Origin of the sequence: Streptomyces justiciae, from assembly GCF_015163075.1 — a bacterium.
GTDB lineage: Bacteria > Actinomycetota > Actinomycetes > Streptomycetales > Streptomycetaceae > Streptomyces > Streptomyces justiciae.
This window is the reverse complement of record NZ_JADDXU010000034.1, coordinates 22,309-38,505: the sequence shown is the minus strand read 5'-3', so window position 1 is coordinate 38,505 and position 16,197 is coordinate 22,309. Positions and strand designations below refer to the sequence as shown.

Genomic DNA, 16,197 nt, shown 5'->3' with positions numbered 1-16,197 from the left:
CCGTCGAGGCGTCGGGTCAGCTGCCCGCGGCCGCCTTGAGCTGCGGGGCGCGGTCGGTGCGCTCCCAGGTGAAGTCGGGCAGCTCGCGGCCGAAGTGGCCGTACGCGGCGGTCTGGGCGTAGATCGGGCGGAGCAGGTCGAGGTCGCGGATGACGGCGGCCGGGCGGAGGTCGAAGACCTCGGTGACGGCCTGCTGGATGCGCTCGACCGGCACGGTCTCGGTGCCGAAGGTCTCCACGAACAGGCCGACCGGCTCGGCCTTGCCGATCGCGTACGCGACCTGCACCTCGCAGCGGGCGGCGAGGCCGGCGGCGACGACGTTCTTGGCGACCCAGCGCATCGCGTACGCGGCGGAACGGTCCACCTTGGACGGGTCCTTGCCGGAGAAGGCGCCGCCGCCGTGGCGGGCCATGCCGCCGTAGGTGTCGATGATGATCTTGCGGCCGGTGAGGCCGGCGTCGCCCATCGGGCCGCCGATCTCGAAGCGGCCGGTCGGGTTGACCAGCAGGCGGTAGCCCTCGGTCTCCAGCTTGATGCCGTCCTCGGCGAGCTGTCCGAGGACGTGCTCGACGACCTCGGTGCGGATGTCGGGGGTGAGCAGCGAGCCCAGGTCGATGTCGGCGGCGTGCTGCGTGGAGACGACGACCGTGTCGAGGCGGACGGCCTTGGCGCCGTCGTACTCGATGGTGACCTGCGTCTTGCCGTCGGGGCGCAGGTAGGGGATGGTGCCGTCCTTGCGGACCTGGGTGAGGCGGCGGGAGAGCCGGTGGGCCAGCTCGATGGGCAGCGGCATCAGGTTCGGCGTCTCGTCGGTGGCGTAGCCGAACATCAGGCCCTGGTCGCCGGCGCCCTGCTTGTCGAGCTCGTCCTCGTCACCCTCGACCCGCGTCTCGTACGCCGTGTCCACGCCCTGCGCGATGTCCGGGGACTGCGCACCGATCGACACGGACACACCGCAGGAGGCGCCGTCGAAGCCCTTGGCGGAGGAGTCGTAGCCGATGTCGAGGATGGCGTCGCGCACGAGTTGGGCGATCGGGGCGTAGGCCGTGGTGGTGACCTCGCCGGCGATGTGCACCTGGCCGGTGGTGATCAGTGTCTCGACCGCGACGCGCGCGGCGGGGTCCTCGCGCAGCAGCGCGTCGAGGATGGTGTCGCTGATGCGGTCGGCGATCTTGTCGGGGTGCCCCTCGGTGACGGACTCCGAGGTGAACAGACGACGTGACATGACTCTCCCGTTGGTTGCGGCCCACAGCACGAGGGGCGTCAGAGCCCGGGCCAGGTCACCCGTGCCACAGCCACGATGAACGACCCCGGACGAGGAGCACTCGAAAGACGACGGAACGTCAGCGGAGGAGGCGAGCTTCGGTGGTGAGGTGCCCGGACGGGGCGGCTGAGCGTGCGGGTGTCCTGAGGAGCCGGGTGGCAGGAACTCCAGACAAGCCGTCAGAGCTGCGTCCGGACGGACTAGGTGGCGGGGACTGCGGTCGGTCCGCCACGTGCTGCGGCCGGCCGGACCGGCGACCGACGACCCGCTGGACGGCACCGGTGACGGCGAAGGACGCGACGCCCTGACTCACGCCCTCGGCCAGACCGCCTGCGCGCCCGGCCACCCCTGACGGACCAGGCGGCAGGCATCGCGGGCGGGCCGTCGGGACTACGGCTGGACGGACCCGCGTCCTGATGGAGCAGGCGGTGGGACTGCGGTCGGGCCGTCAGGGCTGCGGGTGGGTGGCTGGGCTTGGTGGGGTGTCAGGCGTGGGGGCGGGTGGTGTGGTTGAGGGCCTGGGCGAGGGTCGTGGCTTGTTCCCCGGCGTCCGTGGAGGCGCCCGCGAGTACCACCCTGGGCGGGCGGTCGCCGTCGGCCGCGAGGTGCCGGGCCAGGTCGCAGGCGAGGGCGCCCGCCCCGGAGTAGCCGCCGAGTACCAGTTGCCGGCCGCCGGGCAGCGCGGCCAGGGCGGACCGGGCGCGGTCGGTGTCGGTGCCCGTGGTGAGCACCAGCAGCCGCCGGGGGCCGGTGTAGGCGTGGGCCACCAGGTCGTAGCAGTCCGCGGGCGCGCCGGGCGGCGGGACCAGACAGACCGTGCCCGCCTGCTCCTCCCGCGCCGCACGCAGGGTGACCAGCGGATCGTCCAGTCCGGCCCCGGCGGCCTCCGCCATGGGCGGTACGGCCCTGCCCTCCAGCAGCTTCAGCGCCTCCCCCACGGTGGTGGACTCCCGTGCCCACAAGGGGAGTTCACGCAGCAGCAGAGCGCTCTGCACGAGCAGTTCGGTGGCGGCTTCCTCGTCGAGTACGTCACGGTCGTGCACGCCGGTGAAGACCAGGCCGCCCGTCTTGTCGTGGTGGGCGAGCAGCCCGATCGGCAGGACGGAGCGCGCGGGCACGGTGCCGGGGAAGTCGGCTCCGAGTCCCTGCGCGGCGAGTTCGTTCTCCAGGCCCTCCACCGGATGGGGCGGGTCCTCGAAGACGATGACGGTGTCGGCGGGTTCGACGCCCGCCTCCCGCCGGCCGTGGATCCAGTCGCCCGGGACCCACTCGTAGGCGGCCATGTCCAGGGCGCGGTCCCGCAGTTGACGCAGCAGGCCCGGCACGGTGCCCGCCGGGTCCACGTCGACGGACATGAGCAACGAGTTGCGCAGCGGGCCGAGCATCCGGGAGACACCGTCGAGCGGGATGCCGCGCCCCGGTACGGTCACCGCGAAGCTGACCGGGGCCGGTGCGGTGGCGCCGGACGCGCGGTAGATCAGCATCGCCCACACGGCCTGGAGGACGCTGCTCTCCGCGACCCCCCAGCGGCCGGCCCAGCGCGCCAGGCGGATGGTTTCTGCGGCGTCCAGGCGCAGCCGCGAGCGGCCGACCCCGGTCCCGCCCGTGGCCCCGGCGGGTCGGCCCGGCCTGGAGGCGGTGCCGTCGGGCGGCGCGGAGCGTGCCCAGAAACCCCGGGCCGGCCCGAGGTCCTGCGCCGCGACCCAGGCGGCGTAGTCGCGCAGGTCGGGGCGGCGCTCGCCGCCGGGCAGGGCACCGTCACCGAGATAGGCCCGGTAGAACTCGCGCAGCAGGATGTGCACGCTCCAGTTGTCGAGCAGTGCCCGGTGGTAGGTGAGCACGATCCGGGTGGGGGCGCCGGTGCGGGCGGGCGGCATGCCGTCGGATTGCAGCAGGGTGAGCCGCATCGCCGGGGGACACCGCAGGTCGAAGCCGCGCAGCCGGTCGCGTTCCAGGAGCGTGGACAGGTCGTCGCTGGCGGCGTGGACGCGGTTGGTGATGTCGGGGGTGACCCGGCTGTGCACCATGAGCTGGGGTTCGGGGCCGCCGGTGAACGCCGTGCGCAGTACGGTCTCGCAGTCGAAGACCGACTGCCATGCCGCGGTGAAGCGCTGGACGTCGAGGGGGCCGTGCCAGAGCCATACGACCTGCTCGACATGGCGTCCGGTGCCGGGCTGTGCGTCGCCCCCGGTGTAGAGGGCCGTCTGCTGGGGCGTGGCCCGGAACACGGACGGGATCGGGGCGGTGGACGTCTCCGCCAGTTCCTCGAGCAGTTCCCTGAGCAGATCCCCGAGCGCGGCCACCGAGGCGTCGGTGATGCCCTCGACGGGGTCGGACACCCAGTCAAGGCCGATGTGCAGGCGGTCGCCGACGACCTGGAACCGCACCTGGAGCGGGTTCACGGACGGTTTCGGCGCACTGCCGGGCACAGGCCGGGCGGCGCCGGGCAGCGGCCCGGTCGCGTCGGGCACCCGCTCGATCGGGGCAGGGAGGACCAGGCAGGTCTGGGCGGGTGGCAGTCCGCGCAGTGCCTCGCGTAGCAGTGGGTCGGGGCTCCACTCCCGGCAGGCTCCGAAGCCGGCGCCGCCGGCCGCCTGCCCGGCGCCGGCCGCCAAGGGGCCTGCCAAGGCCGCCAGTTGACCCAGGAGGTCCAGGGCGGGGTCCAGGGCGAGATGCACCGGGTGCACGTCGGTGAGCCGGCCCACGTGACGCCGTAGGTTCGAGTGGTCTGCCCGGGGGTCGCTCCGGACGTCGAAACTGACCTCGTCCACGCGTTGCCAGCGGGCGAGGGCCAGGGCGAACACGCCGGTCAGCACCTGTCCGGTGGTCAGTGCGAGACGCCGGGCCAGCCCCTGGGTGATCCGCTGGGTCGGTTCCGCGTCCACGATGAAGCCGGTGTGCCGGGCCGGGCCCGGTGCCTTGTCCCGTACGTCCGCCGGACCGGAACCGGTCACGTCCTGCGGCCGGCCCACGCGCGCGGACCAACGGGAGTTGATCATCCGGGCCCTGCGTTCGGCGACCCGGGTCCAGTGCCGGGCCTCCTCGGGGTCGGCGGCCAGTTCCCGAAGCTCCGCGGCCCAGGTCGCGGGGGTGAGTCCGGCGGTTCCCGGGCCCGGGGCCCCGGACGGCCGGGCGCCGTTCTCCGGCTCGTCGAGGAAGGCGGCCAGGTCCTCGATAAGGATGTGCCAGGACGTGTCGTCCACGGCGAGCCGGTCGGCGACCACGGCGAGCCGGTCGGCGCGCGGCCCGGTCGGGCGGCGGTCGCGGGCGAGCAGGGCCCGCAGCTGGACGCCGGTGCGTGCGTCGACCGTACGGCCCAGGGCGGCGACGGCCGCGGAGAAGTCGGCCTCGTCGGTGAACTCGCCCTCTGTCAGAGGCTCCTGACGGTCCATCGCCCCCGCGTCCGGCGCTACGGCTGGCGGTGTCAGCCGGCCGCGCGTGGCGTCGGCGCGGGAGGTCAGCTGGGGGTGGGCGGCCAGGAGGCGGCGCAGCGCCTGTCGTACCGTGCCCGCGTCCAGCGGCCCGTTGGCTTCGACGAACACCGCCTCGTAACGCGGGTATCGGGCCTGCCCGGGAGCGAGGACCGCGCACTGGGCCGGGGTGAGCGGCTGCTCCGCGGCGGGCGGCTCGGTGAGCAGGTCGGCGATACGGCCCGCCAGGGACGCCACGGACGTGCCCGGTGCCGGCGTGAGCCTGAGCGTGTGATGGTCGCGACCGTGCCGCACCAGCCGATGCCGGCCGTCGGCCGGGACGGGGTCACCGGGGGCGAGTTCCTCCAGGGCACGTTCCAGCACGGCAGCGTCGATCGGCCCGCGCACCTCGAGGTCCCAGGAGGCCGGGTACGCGGACGGCCCGAGGGAGACGACCACGGAGACCGCCGTGGGTGAGAAGCGGGCAACGGTCATTCCTGTCCGGGGACATACCGTCCGGTGTGGCCGGTGTGGTCCCCTCCCTCCTCTCCTCTGTAGGCGCTGGACGAGCTGCGAGGCGGCGCTCCCCGAAGTGCTGCGGCCCCCTGGGTGCCGGGCCGGGACCGAGACGGAGCAAGGTCCGGGGCCGGGCGGGCGACAGGGCGGACGGGCCGCGCGCGTGCCCGGCGGAGTCCGGGCGTGACGGGCAGAGACGGCGTGGGCGGCGGGGCGCGGGGCGAGCGAGGGCGGGGCCGCGCTGCCTCGCTTCCATGACGCCTCCTGATCGGCTGGTATCCACTTCGGTCCGACTCAGCACGCTAGTGCAGTACGCGCCGGACGTCCGTTTTCCCAAGCGGGGATGCAGCCGTGCCCTAGCCCGGCAGGGCCGGTCCCCGAGTGCGCGCCGTCGGTGGCGCGCAGCGCGGTGACCGGCCGCCCGGGATCGCCGTCACAGGGTGCGGGCCGCGCTCTTCGCGTGCTGGGCGGCCTGGTCGAGCAGGGCCCTGCTGTTACGGCCGATCACCTCACGTACGTGTCGGCGGGCCTCGGCGGGGTCTGTGTTCTCGCCCAGCAGGGTGGCGACGGTCTGCTCGTTCAGCAGGACGTTGTGCTGGGCGATGACGGTCGCTCCGTGCTCGTCCGGTACGACCGACCACTCGCCGGTGTGTGCCTCCAGCAGCGCGGGCGTCGCGGTGGTCTTGTAGACGATGCGACCGGCGTGCGGGAAGCAGATCCGCACCGCCTCCGTGGTCTCGGGGCCGTCCTCGGTCACCGTCTCCACGGTCACGCGCTGCACGCCGGGCACGTCCTCGGTGAGGTCGACCCGGGCTATGTGAGGCACCACGGCGGGCCAGTCGGCGGCCCGGTAGAGGAAGTCGTAGACCAGTTCGGCGGGGCCGTCTACGCGCACCGACTCCTCGAAGGACAGCACCAGTTCGTCCAGCTGGTCCCAGCGTTCGGCGAGCGCCGCGACTTCGGAGAGCGCGCGGCGCTGGGCGAGGTCGTGGCCTTCGCCGATCCGCTCCACCAGGGCCGTGTCTGCGGCCAGGTCGCCGGCGAGGCTGAAGCCGTACGTGACCTCGACGTCGCTGTCCTGCGGGCCTTCCGACCGCACCTGCACGGTGCCGTTCAGGGAGTGCAGCGGGGGTGCGGGCACCTCCTGGCGGAACTCCACGCAGCGGGCCACGGGGTCCAGGCGGCGCCATGACGTCCACGACTTGAGTTCGCCGCCGACGAGGGACCACATCCGCAGCCGCTCTCGTTCGCCGTCGAACTCCTGGCGCTCCACGTGCATGATCGGCGAGTAGTACAGCGGCCACTTCACCGTGTCGGCGACCAGGGCGTAGACCACACCGGCGGGCGCTGACACGTGCGCCTTCTGCGTCCGGTGGTCCGCGTGTCGAGCAGACATCTCACACCTCTCCTTCCGTGGCGCCGATGGAGCCACCCACAGCATCCAGAAGGCCGCACGAGAAACACTGGAGCCTGACCGGAACGCCGACCTGACGCCGCGGCATGGTGCCGGACGCGGCGGCGACGGGCCGGCGGGCGGGGGCGACACGGCGGCGCATGGCACGTGATGCCGTCCAGGGCGACAGGCCGGTGCCACCGCTGCGGCAGGCGGACCCGCCGCTGCGGCACACAAGGCACGAGCACCCGAGACCCCGGCCAGACCCGGCGCAGGGCCAGGTCACAAGGCCGGCACCAGCCCCGAAGCCGGTTGGCCCCTGCCGCAGCGGCACACGAGGCGCAGCCCCGCCCCCGGCCCAGGACCGGCCGCGACCGCACAGCGGGCACGCCCGCCCAAGCCCCGGGACCAGACCCACCGCAAGCTCCAGCGCCCGGCCTCGAAGCCGGGCAGCACCTCCCTCACCGGTAGGGGCAGGGGTGAGGTCGGCCCCGAGCTGCGCGGGGCGGCGTAGGTCAGGCGACAGGTACCGGTTCGCGCGTGAGGCGGTTGCCGTGATGGCCGGTCCCCGGGAGCCGGGGGCGGGTCAGGCCACGGGGCCTGTTCGCGTGTGATGCGGTCGCCGTGACGGCCGACTCCCAGGCAGGCCGGGGGCGGGTCAGGCCACCGGTACCCGTTCACGCGTGACCCGGTCGGCGACGCGGCAGGCCCGGCCCAGGAGTCGGGGCAAGGTGCGGCTTCGGGCGAAGAAGTGGCGGTCGGGCACCGTGCGCAGCCATGAGGGCCCGTCGGTCGACTGCCGCCAGCCGTCGGCGATCGTGGGCGGTGCCAGCGGGTTGCCCTGCGCGGCGACGACGAGGATCGGGGTGTTGAGCGGACCCGCGGCAGAGGGCGTACGGGCCCCCTCGTCGAGGGCCTGGGCGAGCTCCAGGTCGGCGCGGAGGACCGGGAGCATGGCCTGCAGCCAGACCCCCTCGTCGCTGGTGGCCGGGACGGCACCCTTGCCGCCCAGGATGTCCAGCAGCTCGGCGTCGGTCGCCCCGCGGGCGTCGGGCAGCGCGGCCGGCGCATGGGGCGGTGCCGGGCAGGCGCCGACGGCGAGGAGCGCGGGCCCGGGCAGGCCCGCCTCGTGCAGGGCGCGCGTCACGGTGAAGGCCACCATGGCGCCGAGGCCGTGCCCGTAGAAGACGTACGGGCCGGGGCCGGCGGCCGTGAACCGGGGCAGCAGCTCGGCGAGGAGCGCCTCCCGTGTGGTCACCGCCCGTGCGCCGCGTGGGAGGGGAACCGGCTTGACCTCCACGCCGGCTCCGGTGCTCGCCGCCCAGTGCTCGAAGACCGAGACGCCTCCCTCGGAGTGCGCGAAACAGTGGAGTTGTACTGGCCGTCCGTCCGACATGGCACCCTCCTCCCTCTCCGCCCGGGCTGCCCAGGGCAGTTCGAGGGTTGCCTGAGCGTCTCAAGTACCGCTTGAGAGCAGGCGGAGATCTTGTCCGGAGCGGAGCGAGTCGGCAGGGCCGCGAGGCGCGCGAAAAGCCCGTCGGGCCGGGAGGGGGGAGCCTCCCGGCCCGACGGGCTGGAGATGGTGCTGTGCTCGCTGCCGGTGCCGGCGTCAGTCGTCGGACGGGGCCCCGGTGTCGGCGATGAGGTCGTCGAACTCGAGGTTGAACAGGCGGTGCTTGCCGCTGAGTCCGGAGATCAGCTTGACGAAGTCCACCTCGTCCGCGTTCTCCTTGTCGGGGTCGGTGATCTCCTGCGCCATGCTCCAGTAGAAGCCCTTGGTCTTGGAGCGGTCGTAGAACTGCTCCACGAAGTAGCGGATGTCGCCGAAGAAGTCGCGGTAGGCGGCGGCGTACCGGTCGAGGGCCTTCTCCTCGATCTCCGGGTGCTGGAGGATCTTGTCGACGATCTTCGACAGGGTGCTGGCGGCCATCGTGGCGAGCGCGACACCGGTCGAGAACAGCGGGTCGACGAACGCGGCGGCGTCGCCGACGAGCACCCAGCCGTTGCCGTAGAAGCGCTCGTTGGTGTACGACCAGTCGCGGGCGGTGCGGTAACCGGACGTCTGGTGGGCGTCCTTGAGGATTTCCTTGAGCTTGGTGGTCTGCGCCATCTCGGAGACGAAGAGGTCCTCGAGCGCCTTGTCGGAGGCGCTCGCGGTGGCCGAGCGGGTCACGTAGCCGACGCTGAAGACGCCCTTGTCGATCGGGATGCCCCAGAACCAGCCGTCCTTGATGCCCTCGATGAGGATGTTGCTCCACTCGTCGCCGGGCAGCCGGTGGCAGTTGTCGAAGTACGTCCACACGGCGACGTTCTGCAGCTGGTCGTGCCAGTTGACCTCGGAGTACTTGCGGCCGATGACCCGGGCCTGGCCGGAGGCGTCGACGACCAGGGACGCCCGGGCCTCTTGGGTGCCGTTGAGACCGCGCAGGGCGTAGCGGACGCCGACGACGCGGCCGTCCTCCTCGATGGTCTCCTTGACGGTCGCCTCTTCGACGACGTAGGCGCCCAGCTCGCGCGCCCGGTCCAGGATCATCGTGTCCAGGTCGGCGCGGCGGGTGTGGTACGAGTACGGGATGCGGCCGCCCGTGCTGAAGTTGAAGCTCCACGGGATCTCGTTGTTGCCCCAGACCAGGGTGCCGCCGTACTTGCGCTCGAAGCCCCTGGCCTCCATGCGCTCGGTGAGCCCGAGCTCCTCCATCGGGATCATGAACCCGGGTATGAGGGACTCCCCGACGTGGTATCGGGGGAATCGCTCACGGTCGAGCACGAGAACACGGTGGCCGCGCTGGGCGAGCAGCGCCGCGGTGGTCGCTCCGGCGGGTCCGCCGCCGATGACGATGACGTCGAAATCGTCAGAAAACCCGGAGTGAGTGGACGACATACGAGACCTTCCCCAGTTCCGATTCGGCCGCACTCGCGAGTCGCCGGAAAAGCTTCCATCCCGCTTCTTCCACTCGCTGAGCGCTTTCACAGACCAGAGTGCCGGGACCCGTCGGGCGGTGTCATCGCTCAAATTGCTCAGTGCGGCGGCGGATCGGCCACAGCCCAGTCACGGGCCCGATGTCCTCGGGCTTCTCACTGGGCCACGGCCGTCATTTCCGCTCGATTCGGGATCGTGTACGGGAATTGAGTACGGCATGAATTGAGTACGACTCGAGCCCCCGCTCCGGCCGGCCTCAGGCGGCGTAGAGGTCGAATGTCGAGGTACGCCGTACCCCTGCGAGGACGTCGAGTTGCGGGTCCACGGCCAGCATCGCCTCGTGGAGCCGCTGCACCTGCGGCGACGGCTCGACGCCGAGCTCCTCGATGAGCCGGATGCGCAGCTTGCGGTAGACGGCGAGCGCGGAGGCCTGCCGCCCGGACCGGTACAGCGCCACCATGGCCTGCGAGTGCAGCCCTTCGTGCTGCGGGTAGCGGGCCGTCAGTTCGGTGAGCTCGGCGATGAGTTCGGAGTGCCGGCCGAGCCGCAGATCGGCGTCGATGCGCCGCTCGACGGTGCCGAGCCTGCTCTCCTCCAGGCGCATGACCTCGATACCGAGGATCGGTCCGACCCGTACGTCGACCAGCGCGGGGCCGCGCCACAGGTCCAGCGCCTTGCGGAACCGGTCGGCCGAGGTCTCGTCGTCGCCTGCCTCGAAGGCCGCACGGCCGTCGGAGACCATGCGTTCGTACTCGTGCACGTCCACGCTCTCGGGCGGTATCTGCAGCAGATAGCCGCCGTGCCGGGTGGCCAGTACTTCCTTGGCGGCGCCGGGGGCGTCGGGTCCCATCGCGGTTCCCAGGCGCCTGCGCAGCTGCAGGATGTAGGTCTGCAGAGTGGTGAGAGCGCTCTGCGGCGGCTCGGTCCCCCAGATTTCCTCCATGAGCATGGGGACCGGCATCACCCGTCCGGGGTAGAGGGCGAGGAGAGAAAGAATCTGTCGCGGTTTACCGGCGGTCGGGACAATCGACCCCCCGTTGACCTCGGCACTCAACGGACCCAGAACCTGAATCTTCACTGCTTTCCTCCGTACCTCGTCGAGTTCCTCTCGTGGCTGAATTGCGTCACCGTCAGCACACTAGCGGGAACCGGGCCACGCCCGACTTTCCTCGACCGGAGCTTGAGGAGGTTTCAACTGGGCTGACCGGCCGAAAAGACCATTCGCTTGCGCCGTATCACAGAATTCCGTTCCCGTTTTTCATTCTTCTTGAATTCCGGTGCAGCGGAACTCGATCCGGGAAATCCGATCCGGAATGAGCAGTACCGCTTTTGCGACCGGGGGCCTGGCTCGCTCAGCTGGTGGGGACGAGCCGGTCCTTGGCGGTCTTGGGGGCCGGTGCCGCGGTCTCCGGGTTGGCCGTGAGGATGGACCGCTGCAACCGCCGCAGTCCGGCCGACGGCTCCAGGCCGAGGTCCCGCACGAGCGTGGCGCGCAGCCGCTGGTAGACCTCCAGGGCCTCGCCCCGCCGGCCCGAGCGGTACAGCGCGAGCATGAACTGCCCGTGCAGGCTCTCGTGGGTGCGGTAACGGTTCACCAGAACGGTGAGCTCGGCCAGCAGTTCGCGGTGCCGCCCCAGCCGCAGGTCGGCCTCGATGCGCTGGTCCAGCGCGCACAGCCGGCTCTCCTCCAGACGCCGGATCTCCATCTCCAGCTGCGCCCCGGCCTGGACGTCCGCGAAGGCGGTGCCGGACCACAGCGCCAGCGCCTCACGCAACTGCCGTGCGGCGCCGGGGAAGTCGCCCGCGTCCATGGCCCGGTAGCCGGTGCCCGCGAGGCGCTCGAAGGTGCGCACGTCGCTCTGCCCGTCGCCGCTGGCCAGCAGGTAGCCGCTGGGCATCGTCACCAGCACGTCCTTGGCGGTGCGGCGCCCCTCGCCGTCGATGCCGTCCCGCTCGTCCTTCTCCAGGGCCACGGCGATGAGTTCGCGCAGCTGCAGGACGTAGGTCTGCAGCGTGGTGCGGGCGCTGCGCGGTGGTGCGGCGCCCCACAGTTCCTCGATCAGAGCGGAGACGGGCACCACCCGGTCGGCGTGCAGCGCCAGCAGCGCCAGAACCTGGCGCGGCTTGGGAGCCGTCGGCGTGATGGAGACTCCGTTTTCCGTTACGGCCAGTGCGCCGAGTACCTCGATGTTCACGTGATCTCCCCTGTCTTGTTGCCGGGTGCTCCGGTCGTCCCACGACCGCCAACAGATGCCGGTCCGGCGCCACGACAACACTAAAAACAGCGCAAGCGGTCTGTCAATACCAAACCGCATGTCCTGTATTTTCCAAGCGGAGAGAGGTTGGCATCTAGCCCTTGACCTGCGGGTATTGCGGTTCCCTAGTGGGGCTCTAGGGGTGCTCAAGTGAGGCTCGGGGCGGATACCAGCAGATCCTGGGCGGCAAACAGACCGTAAAGTCTGTTTCTCTGGTCCTACTGCTCGGAGCCGTTGACTTGCTGCTTCGAGCCGGCGCTGACCAGCCCGTGCAGGTCCCGCCGGCCGGCCAGGCTCGGCAGGATCACTTCCCAGAAGCGGGTGATGTTCTGCCGGGACAGCCAGGAGGCGTCGTCGTCGCCGAGGACCTCGAAGCCCGCGGTCGCGGCGACGATGATCCGGGCGCCGTCGGCCCAGGACACGCCCTCCGCCAGAGCCCCTTCGTCCTGGGCCCGGCGGAGCGTGTCCTCGACCCAGCGCTGCCAGTGCACGCGCAGGCTCGACTCCCCGCGGCGCGCGTTGTCGCCGGCGAGCTCGAACCCGCCGCGCAGCACGATGTCGTGAGCGAGGCCGTTCATCAGCTCGTGCGTGGCGTCCACCACCGCCTGGAGCGGCTCGCCCTGCCGGGCCTGCGCCGCCTCGGTGATCCGGCGGACGGCCTCGGTGGCCGCCGCCTCGACCGCGTCGGCGAGCATGCTCTTGTTGGCGAAGTGGAAGTGCAGCGCCCCGTTGCTGACACCGGCCCGCCCGCTGATGGTGCTGAGCGATGCCGTGACGAAGCCTTCCTCGGCGAACACGGCGGCCGCGGCCTGGATCAGTGCCTGCCGGGTGCGAGCGGCTCGCTCCTGTTTGACCATCTGCGTTTCTCCTGAGAACAGGGACGTCGAAAGCCGGTGCCGTACCGACATCCCCGGTCCCGTCGAACGTGGTGCTACTGCGGAGGATTGCCGTGCTTGCGCGACGGCAGATCGGCGTGCTTGCTGCGGAGCATGGCCAGGGAGCGGATGAGAACCTCCCGGGTCCTGGTCGGGTCGATCACGTCGTCGACCAGACCGCGCTCGGCGGCGTAGTAGGGGTGCATGAGCTCGGCCTTGTACTCCTTGACCAGCTTCTGCCGCATGGTCTCGGGGTCCTCGGCCTCGGCGATCTGGCGGCGGAAGATGACGTTGGCGGCGCCCTCGGCGCCCATCACGGCGATCTCGTTGGTCGGCCAGGCGTAGGTGAGGTCGGCGCCGATGGACTGGGAGTCCATGACGATGTACGCGCCGCCGTACGCCTTGCGCAGGATCAGGGAGACCCGCGGGACGGTCGCGTTGCAGTAGGCGTACAGCAGCTTCGCGCCGTGCCGGATGATGCCGCCGTGTTCCTGGTCGACGCCGGGCAGGAAGCCGGGCACGTCCAGCAGCGTGACGATCGGGATGTTGAAGGAGTCGCACCACTGGACGAACCGCGCGGCCTTCTCACTGGCCTCGATGTCCAGGACGCCCGCGAGGGACTGCGGCTGGTTGGCCACGATGCCGACGACCTGTCCGTCGAGCCGGCCCAGCGCGCAGATGATGTTCCGCGCCCAGCGCTCGTGGATCTCCATGTACTCGCCGTCGTCGACGATCTCCTCGATGACCTTGACCATGTCGTACGGCCGGTTGCCGTCGGCCGGCACCAGGTCCAGCAGCGTCTCCGAACGCCGTTCGACGGGGTCCCCGGAGCGTGCCCTCGGTGCCGCCTCCCGGTTGTTCTGCGGGAGCAGCGTGAGCAGGAAGCGCACTTCGGCGAGGCAGGTCTCCTCGTCGTCGTAGGCGAAGTGCGCGACGCCGGAGGTCTCCGCGTGGACGTCGGCGCCGCCGAGGCCGTTCTGGGTGATCTCCTCGCCGGTCACGGCCTTGACGACGTCGGGCCCGGTGATGAACATCTGCGAGGTGTCGCGGACCATGAACACAAAGTCGGTCAGCGCCGGGCTGTAGGCAGCGCCGCCCGCGCAGGGGCCGAGCATGACGCTGATCTGCGGGATGACACCGCTCGCCTTGGTGTTGCGCTGGAAGATGCCGCCGTACCCGGCGAGGGCGGAGACGCCTTCCTGGATACGGGCGCCCGCGCCGTCGTTGAGAGAGACCAGCGGGGCCCCGGCGCTGAGGGCCATGTCCATGATCTTGTGGATCTTCGTGGCGTGGGCCTCGCCCAGCGCGCCGCCGAAGATGCGGAAGTCGTGGGCGTAGACGAAGACCGTGCGGCCCTCGACCGTGCCCCATCCGGTGACCACACCGTCGGTGTAGGGCTTCTTCATCTCCATGCCGAAACCGGTGGCGCGGTGTCGGCGCAGCGGTTCGACCTCGTGGAAGGAGTCCGGGTCCAGCAGCAGTTCGATGCGTTCCCGGGGGGTCAGCTTCCCTCTGGCGTGCTGTGCCTCGGTCGCCTCGCGGCTGGGGCCTGCCAGAGCCTGCTCGCGGATGCTGTGGAGCTCCGCCACGCGTCCGCGTATGTCCGAGGGTCCCGGTTCGTTCGGTACCGGGCCAGTCTTCAGAGCCATGTCAGGTGCCTTCCTGGGACAAGGCCGAGGAGGTCCCGCCCCGGGTCCGTAAAGCCATCATAACAAACCGCTTGAGCGGTTTCTGTTTGAACGGTGAAGGGATTCGGGAGATGGCGTCGCGTCAGCGCCAGCCGTCGGGCGCCACGTAGGACTCCGGCCCTCGCCACCAGTCGATTTCGGCCGCGGGCGACTCCTCAGACTCGGTCTGTTCACCCGCCCGCAGGGACAGCAGCACCGCGACGACGGCGGCCAGCTCCGCCTCGTCAGGCTCCCCCTTCTCCACCCTGATCAGCAGCTTTTCGCTAGCCATACAACCGATCCCCCTTCATCTCGGGCCTGCAGACACGATCGGGCAGGCCACTCAAGGGGCGCTTTGAGATCACTTGAGATGAGGGGCGCCGGAACGCCGGGCGGGCGCCGGCCGGCCCGGATGCCGCCCGCCCGGGAGCCTCTCGGGCGGACCTGCGGGTTTCGGGCCGCCGCCGCAGATCCGGGGCGGTTGTCTCCACATTTGGGAACGAGTCGTTCCATTTATCGTCGGCTGGAGCGCCGCGTTCCATCTAGAAATTAAACCGGATGGTATGTATCTTCGCAGTCCTGAGGGATCCACCACCGACATTCAAGCCACAGCGGCTCAGGGGGAACTATGTCTGCGAGCACGTTCCGCATGCACCGCGCGATACCCAGCGCAGCAGCCACAGAGAGCGCCACGACGGAGCCGACCGGCTCCCGAGCCCCGCTCTACCAGTCCCTGACCACTACTGTTCCAAAGGAATTCGTCCACCGCGCGAGCGTTGCCGAGGTCATGCTGACCGACTGGCGGCCCGTCGCCGAGGACCGCTTCGCCGTCGACGCCCAGTGGCCTCGCGGGCACAGCTTCTTCGCCACCGTGGACGACTGCCACGACCCGCTGATCGCCGCGGAGACGATCCGGCAGGCCGGCATCCTGCTGGCGCACGCCGAGTACGGCGTCCCCCTCGGCCACCACTTCCTGGTGAGCGACCTCAGCGTGGCCGTCCGACCGGAGCATGTGCGTGTCGACTGGACTCCCGCCTCGCTCGAACTCGACGTCCGGTGCGTCGACGTGAAGCGGCGCGGTGCCAACGTTTCCGGGTTCCGCATCGAGGTCTCGATCTATCGTGACGGCGCCCTCGCCGCGACCGGGGGCGGCGCGCTCACCTGCATGAACCCTCGGGTCTACGAGCGGCTGCGTGCCGCCCATGTGCCCGCGGGTGAACGCCCCGAGGTCATCGCGCTGACGGCCCCGGAGGCCCCGCAGACCGTCGGCCGTATGTCCCCGACGGACGTGGTCCTGTCCCCCATCGGGGAACCGGACCGCTGGCAGCTGCGCGTGGACACCCGGCACCCGGTGCTCTTCGACCACCAGGTCGACCATGTGCCGGGCATGGTGCTCCTCGAAGCGTCCCGGCAGGCCGCGGCCGCCACGTTGGGCCATGCCTCGCTGCCTCTCTCCGTTTCCAGTGAGTTCCTGCGCTACGTCGAACTGAACGCGCCGTGCGTCGTCGAGGCCCGCCGCCTCACCGACGTGAACCAGGACGGCGGCGAGACCGTGCTCGTGACCGCCTACCAGGGCGAGACGGCCGTGTTCCGCTGCACCGTGACCATGGCAACGCCCACCGACTGACGACCCTCTTCCCCTTTGTACCGGCCTCCCTCCCGACGCTATGGCTCGTCCGGAGGGGGCCGTTCCACGTCCCGGGCGGGGCGGAGAAGCGGTGAACTAGGGGACGGGAAGGGGGACTTGTCGCGTACGACAGCCACCGGACGGGCTCGCCGTACGACAGGTGTCGACGAGGGAGCCAGGCAGCATCACCGCCGCCGGCGCCCACTCCGTGCTCGGCCCGGGCGGCGCGGGTCACTGGGTGGGGGGGCAGGGCCGCGCGGGTCGCCGGAG

The 16,197-nt window shown here is 71.2% G+C and carries 11 protein-coding genes; 1 reads left to right on the top strand and 10 read right to left on the bottom strand.

Annotated elements, in window-relative coordinates; translation table 11 throughout:
- Positions 1-16: 16 nt before the first annotated feature.
- The 10 genes from metK to IQ210_RS46030 all read right to left on the bottom strand — a co-directional run bounded on the left by metK (position 17) and on the right by IQ210_RS46030 (position 14,592).
- On the bottom strand, positions 17-1,225 hold the full coding sequence (gene metK / locus IQ210_RS46075; RefSeq protein WP_194085235.1) for a methionine adenosyltransferase: 1,209 nt from the start codon (positions 1,223-1,225) through the stop codon (positions 17-19).
- A gap of 524 nt (positions 1,226-1,749) precedes the next feature.
- Positions 1,750-5,169: a condensation domain-containing protein gene (locus IQ210_RS46070; RefSeq protein ID WP_194085234.1), complete on the bottom strand. Its 3,420-nt coding sequence runs from the start codon at positions 5,167-5,169 to the stop codon at positions 1,750-1,752.
- 454 nt (positions 5,170-5,623) lie between these two features.
- On the bottom strand, positions 5,624-6,586 hold the full coding sequence (locus IQ210_RS46065; RefSeq protein ID WP_194085233.1) for an aromatase/cyclase: 963 nt from the start codon (positions 6,584-6,586) through the stop codon (positions 5,624-5,626).
- 655 nt (positions 6,587-7,241) lie between these two features.
- Entirely contained in the window at positions 7,242-7,979 is a 738-nt protein-coding gene (locus IQ210_RS46060; protein WP_194085232.1) for a thioesterase II family protein, read from the bottom strand.
- Between the two features lie 213 nt (positions 7,980-8,192).
- The gene (locus IQ210_RS46055; protein ID WP_194085231.1) at positions 8,193-9,464 is read right to left on the bottom strand and encodes an NAD(P)/FAD-dependent oxidoreductase; all 1,272 of its coding nucleotides are present in this window, start codon (positions 9,462-9,464) and stop codon (positions 8,193-8,195) included.
- Between the two features lie 295 nt (positions 9,465-9,759).
- Positions 9,760-10,581: an AfsR/SARP family transcriptional regulator gene (locus IQ210_RS46050; RefSeq protein WP_194085230.1), complete on the bottom strand. Its 822-nt coding sequence runs from the start codon at positions 10,579-10,581 to the stop codon at positions 9,760-9,762.
- Between the two features lie 274 nt (positions 10,582-10,855).
- On the bottom strand, positions 10,856-11,698 hold the full coding sequence (locus tag IQ210_RS46045) for an AfsR/SARP family transcriptional regulator (RefSeq protein WP_194085229.1): 843 nt from the start codon (positions 11,696-11,698) through the stop codon (positions 10,856-10,858).
- Between the two features lie 278 nt (positions 11,699-11,976).
- Entirely contained in the window at positions 11,977-12,615 is a 639-nt protein-coding gene (locus IQ210_RS46040) for a ScbR family autoregulator-binding transcription factor (RefSeq protein ID WP_194085228.1), read from the bottom strand.
- A 74-nt stretch (positions 12,616-12,689) separates the two neighbouring features.
- A complete protein-coding gene (locus IQ210_RS46035; protein ID WP_194085227.1) occupies positions 12,690-14,282 on the bottom strand; it encodes an acyl-CoA carboxylase subunit beta in 1,593 nt (530 codons plus the stop codon).
- A gap of 121 nt (positions 14,283-14,403) precedes the next feature.
- Positions 14,404-14,592, bottom strand: a complete 189-nt coding sequence (locus IQ210_RS46030) for an acyl-CoA carboxylase subunit epsilon (RefSeq protein ID WP_194085226.1) — start codon at positions 14,590-14,592, stop codon at positions 14,404-14,406.
- Between the two features lie 336 nt (positions 14,593-14,928).
- Here IQ210_RS46030 and IQ210_RS46025 point away from each other — a divergent pair, with 336 nt between their 5' ends.
- Entirely contained in the window at positions 14,929-15,927 is a 999-nt protein-coding gene (locus tag IQ210_RS46025; protein ID WP_194085225.1) for a ScbA/BarX family gamma-butyrolactone biosynthesis protein, read from the top strand.
- The last annotated feature ends 270 nt before the right edge of the window (positions 15,928-16,197 follow it).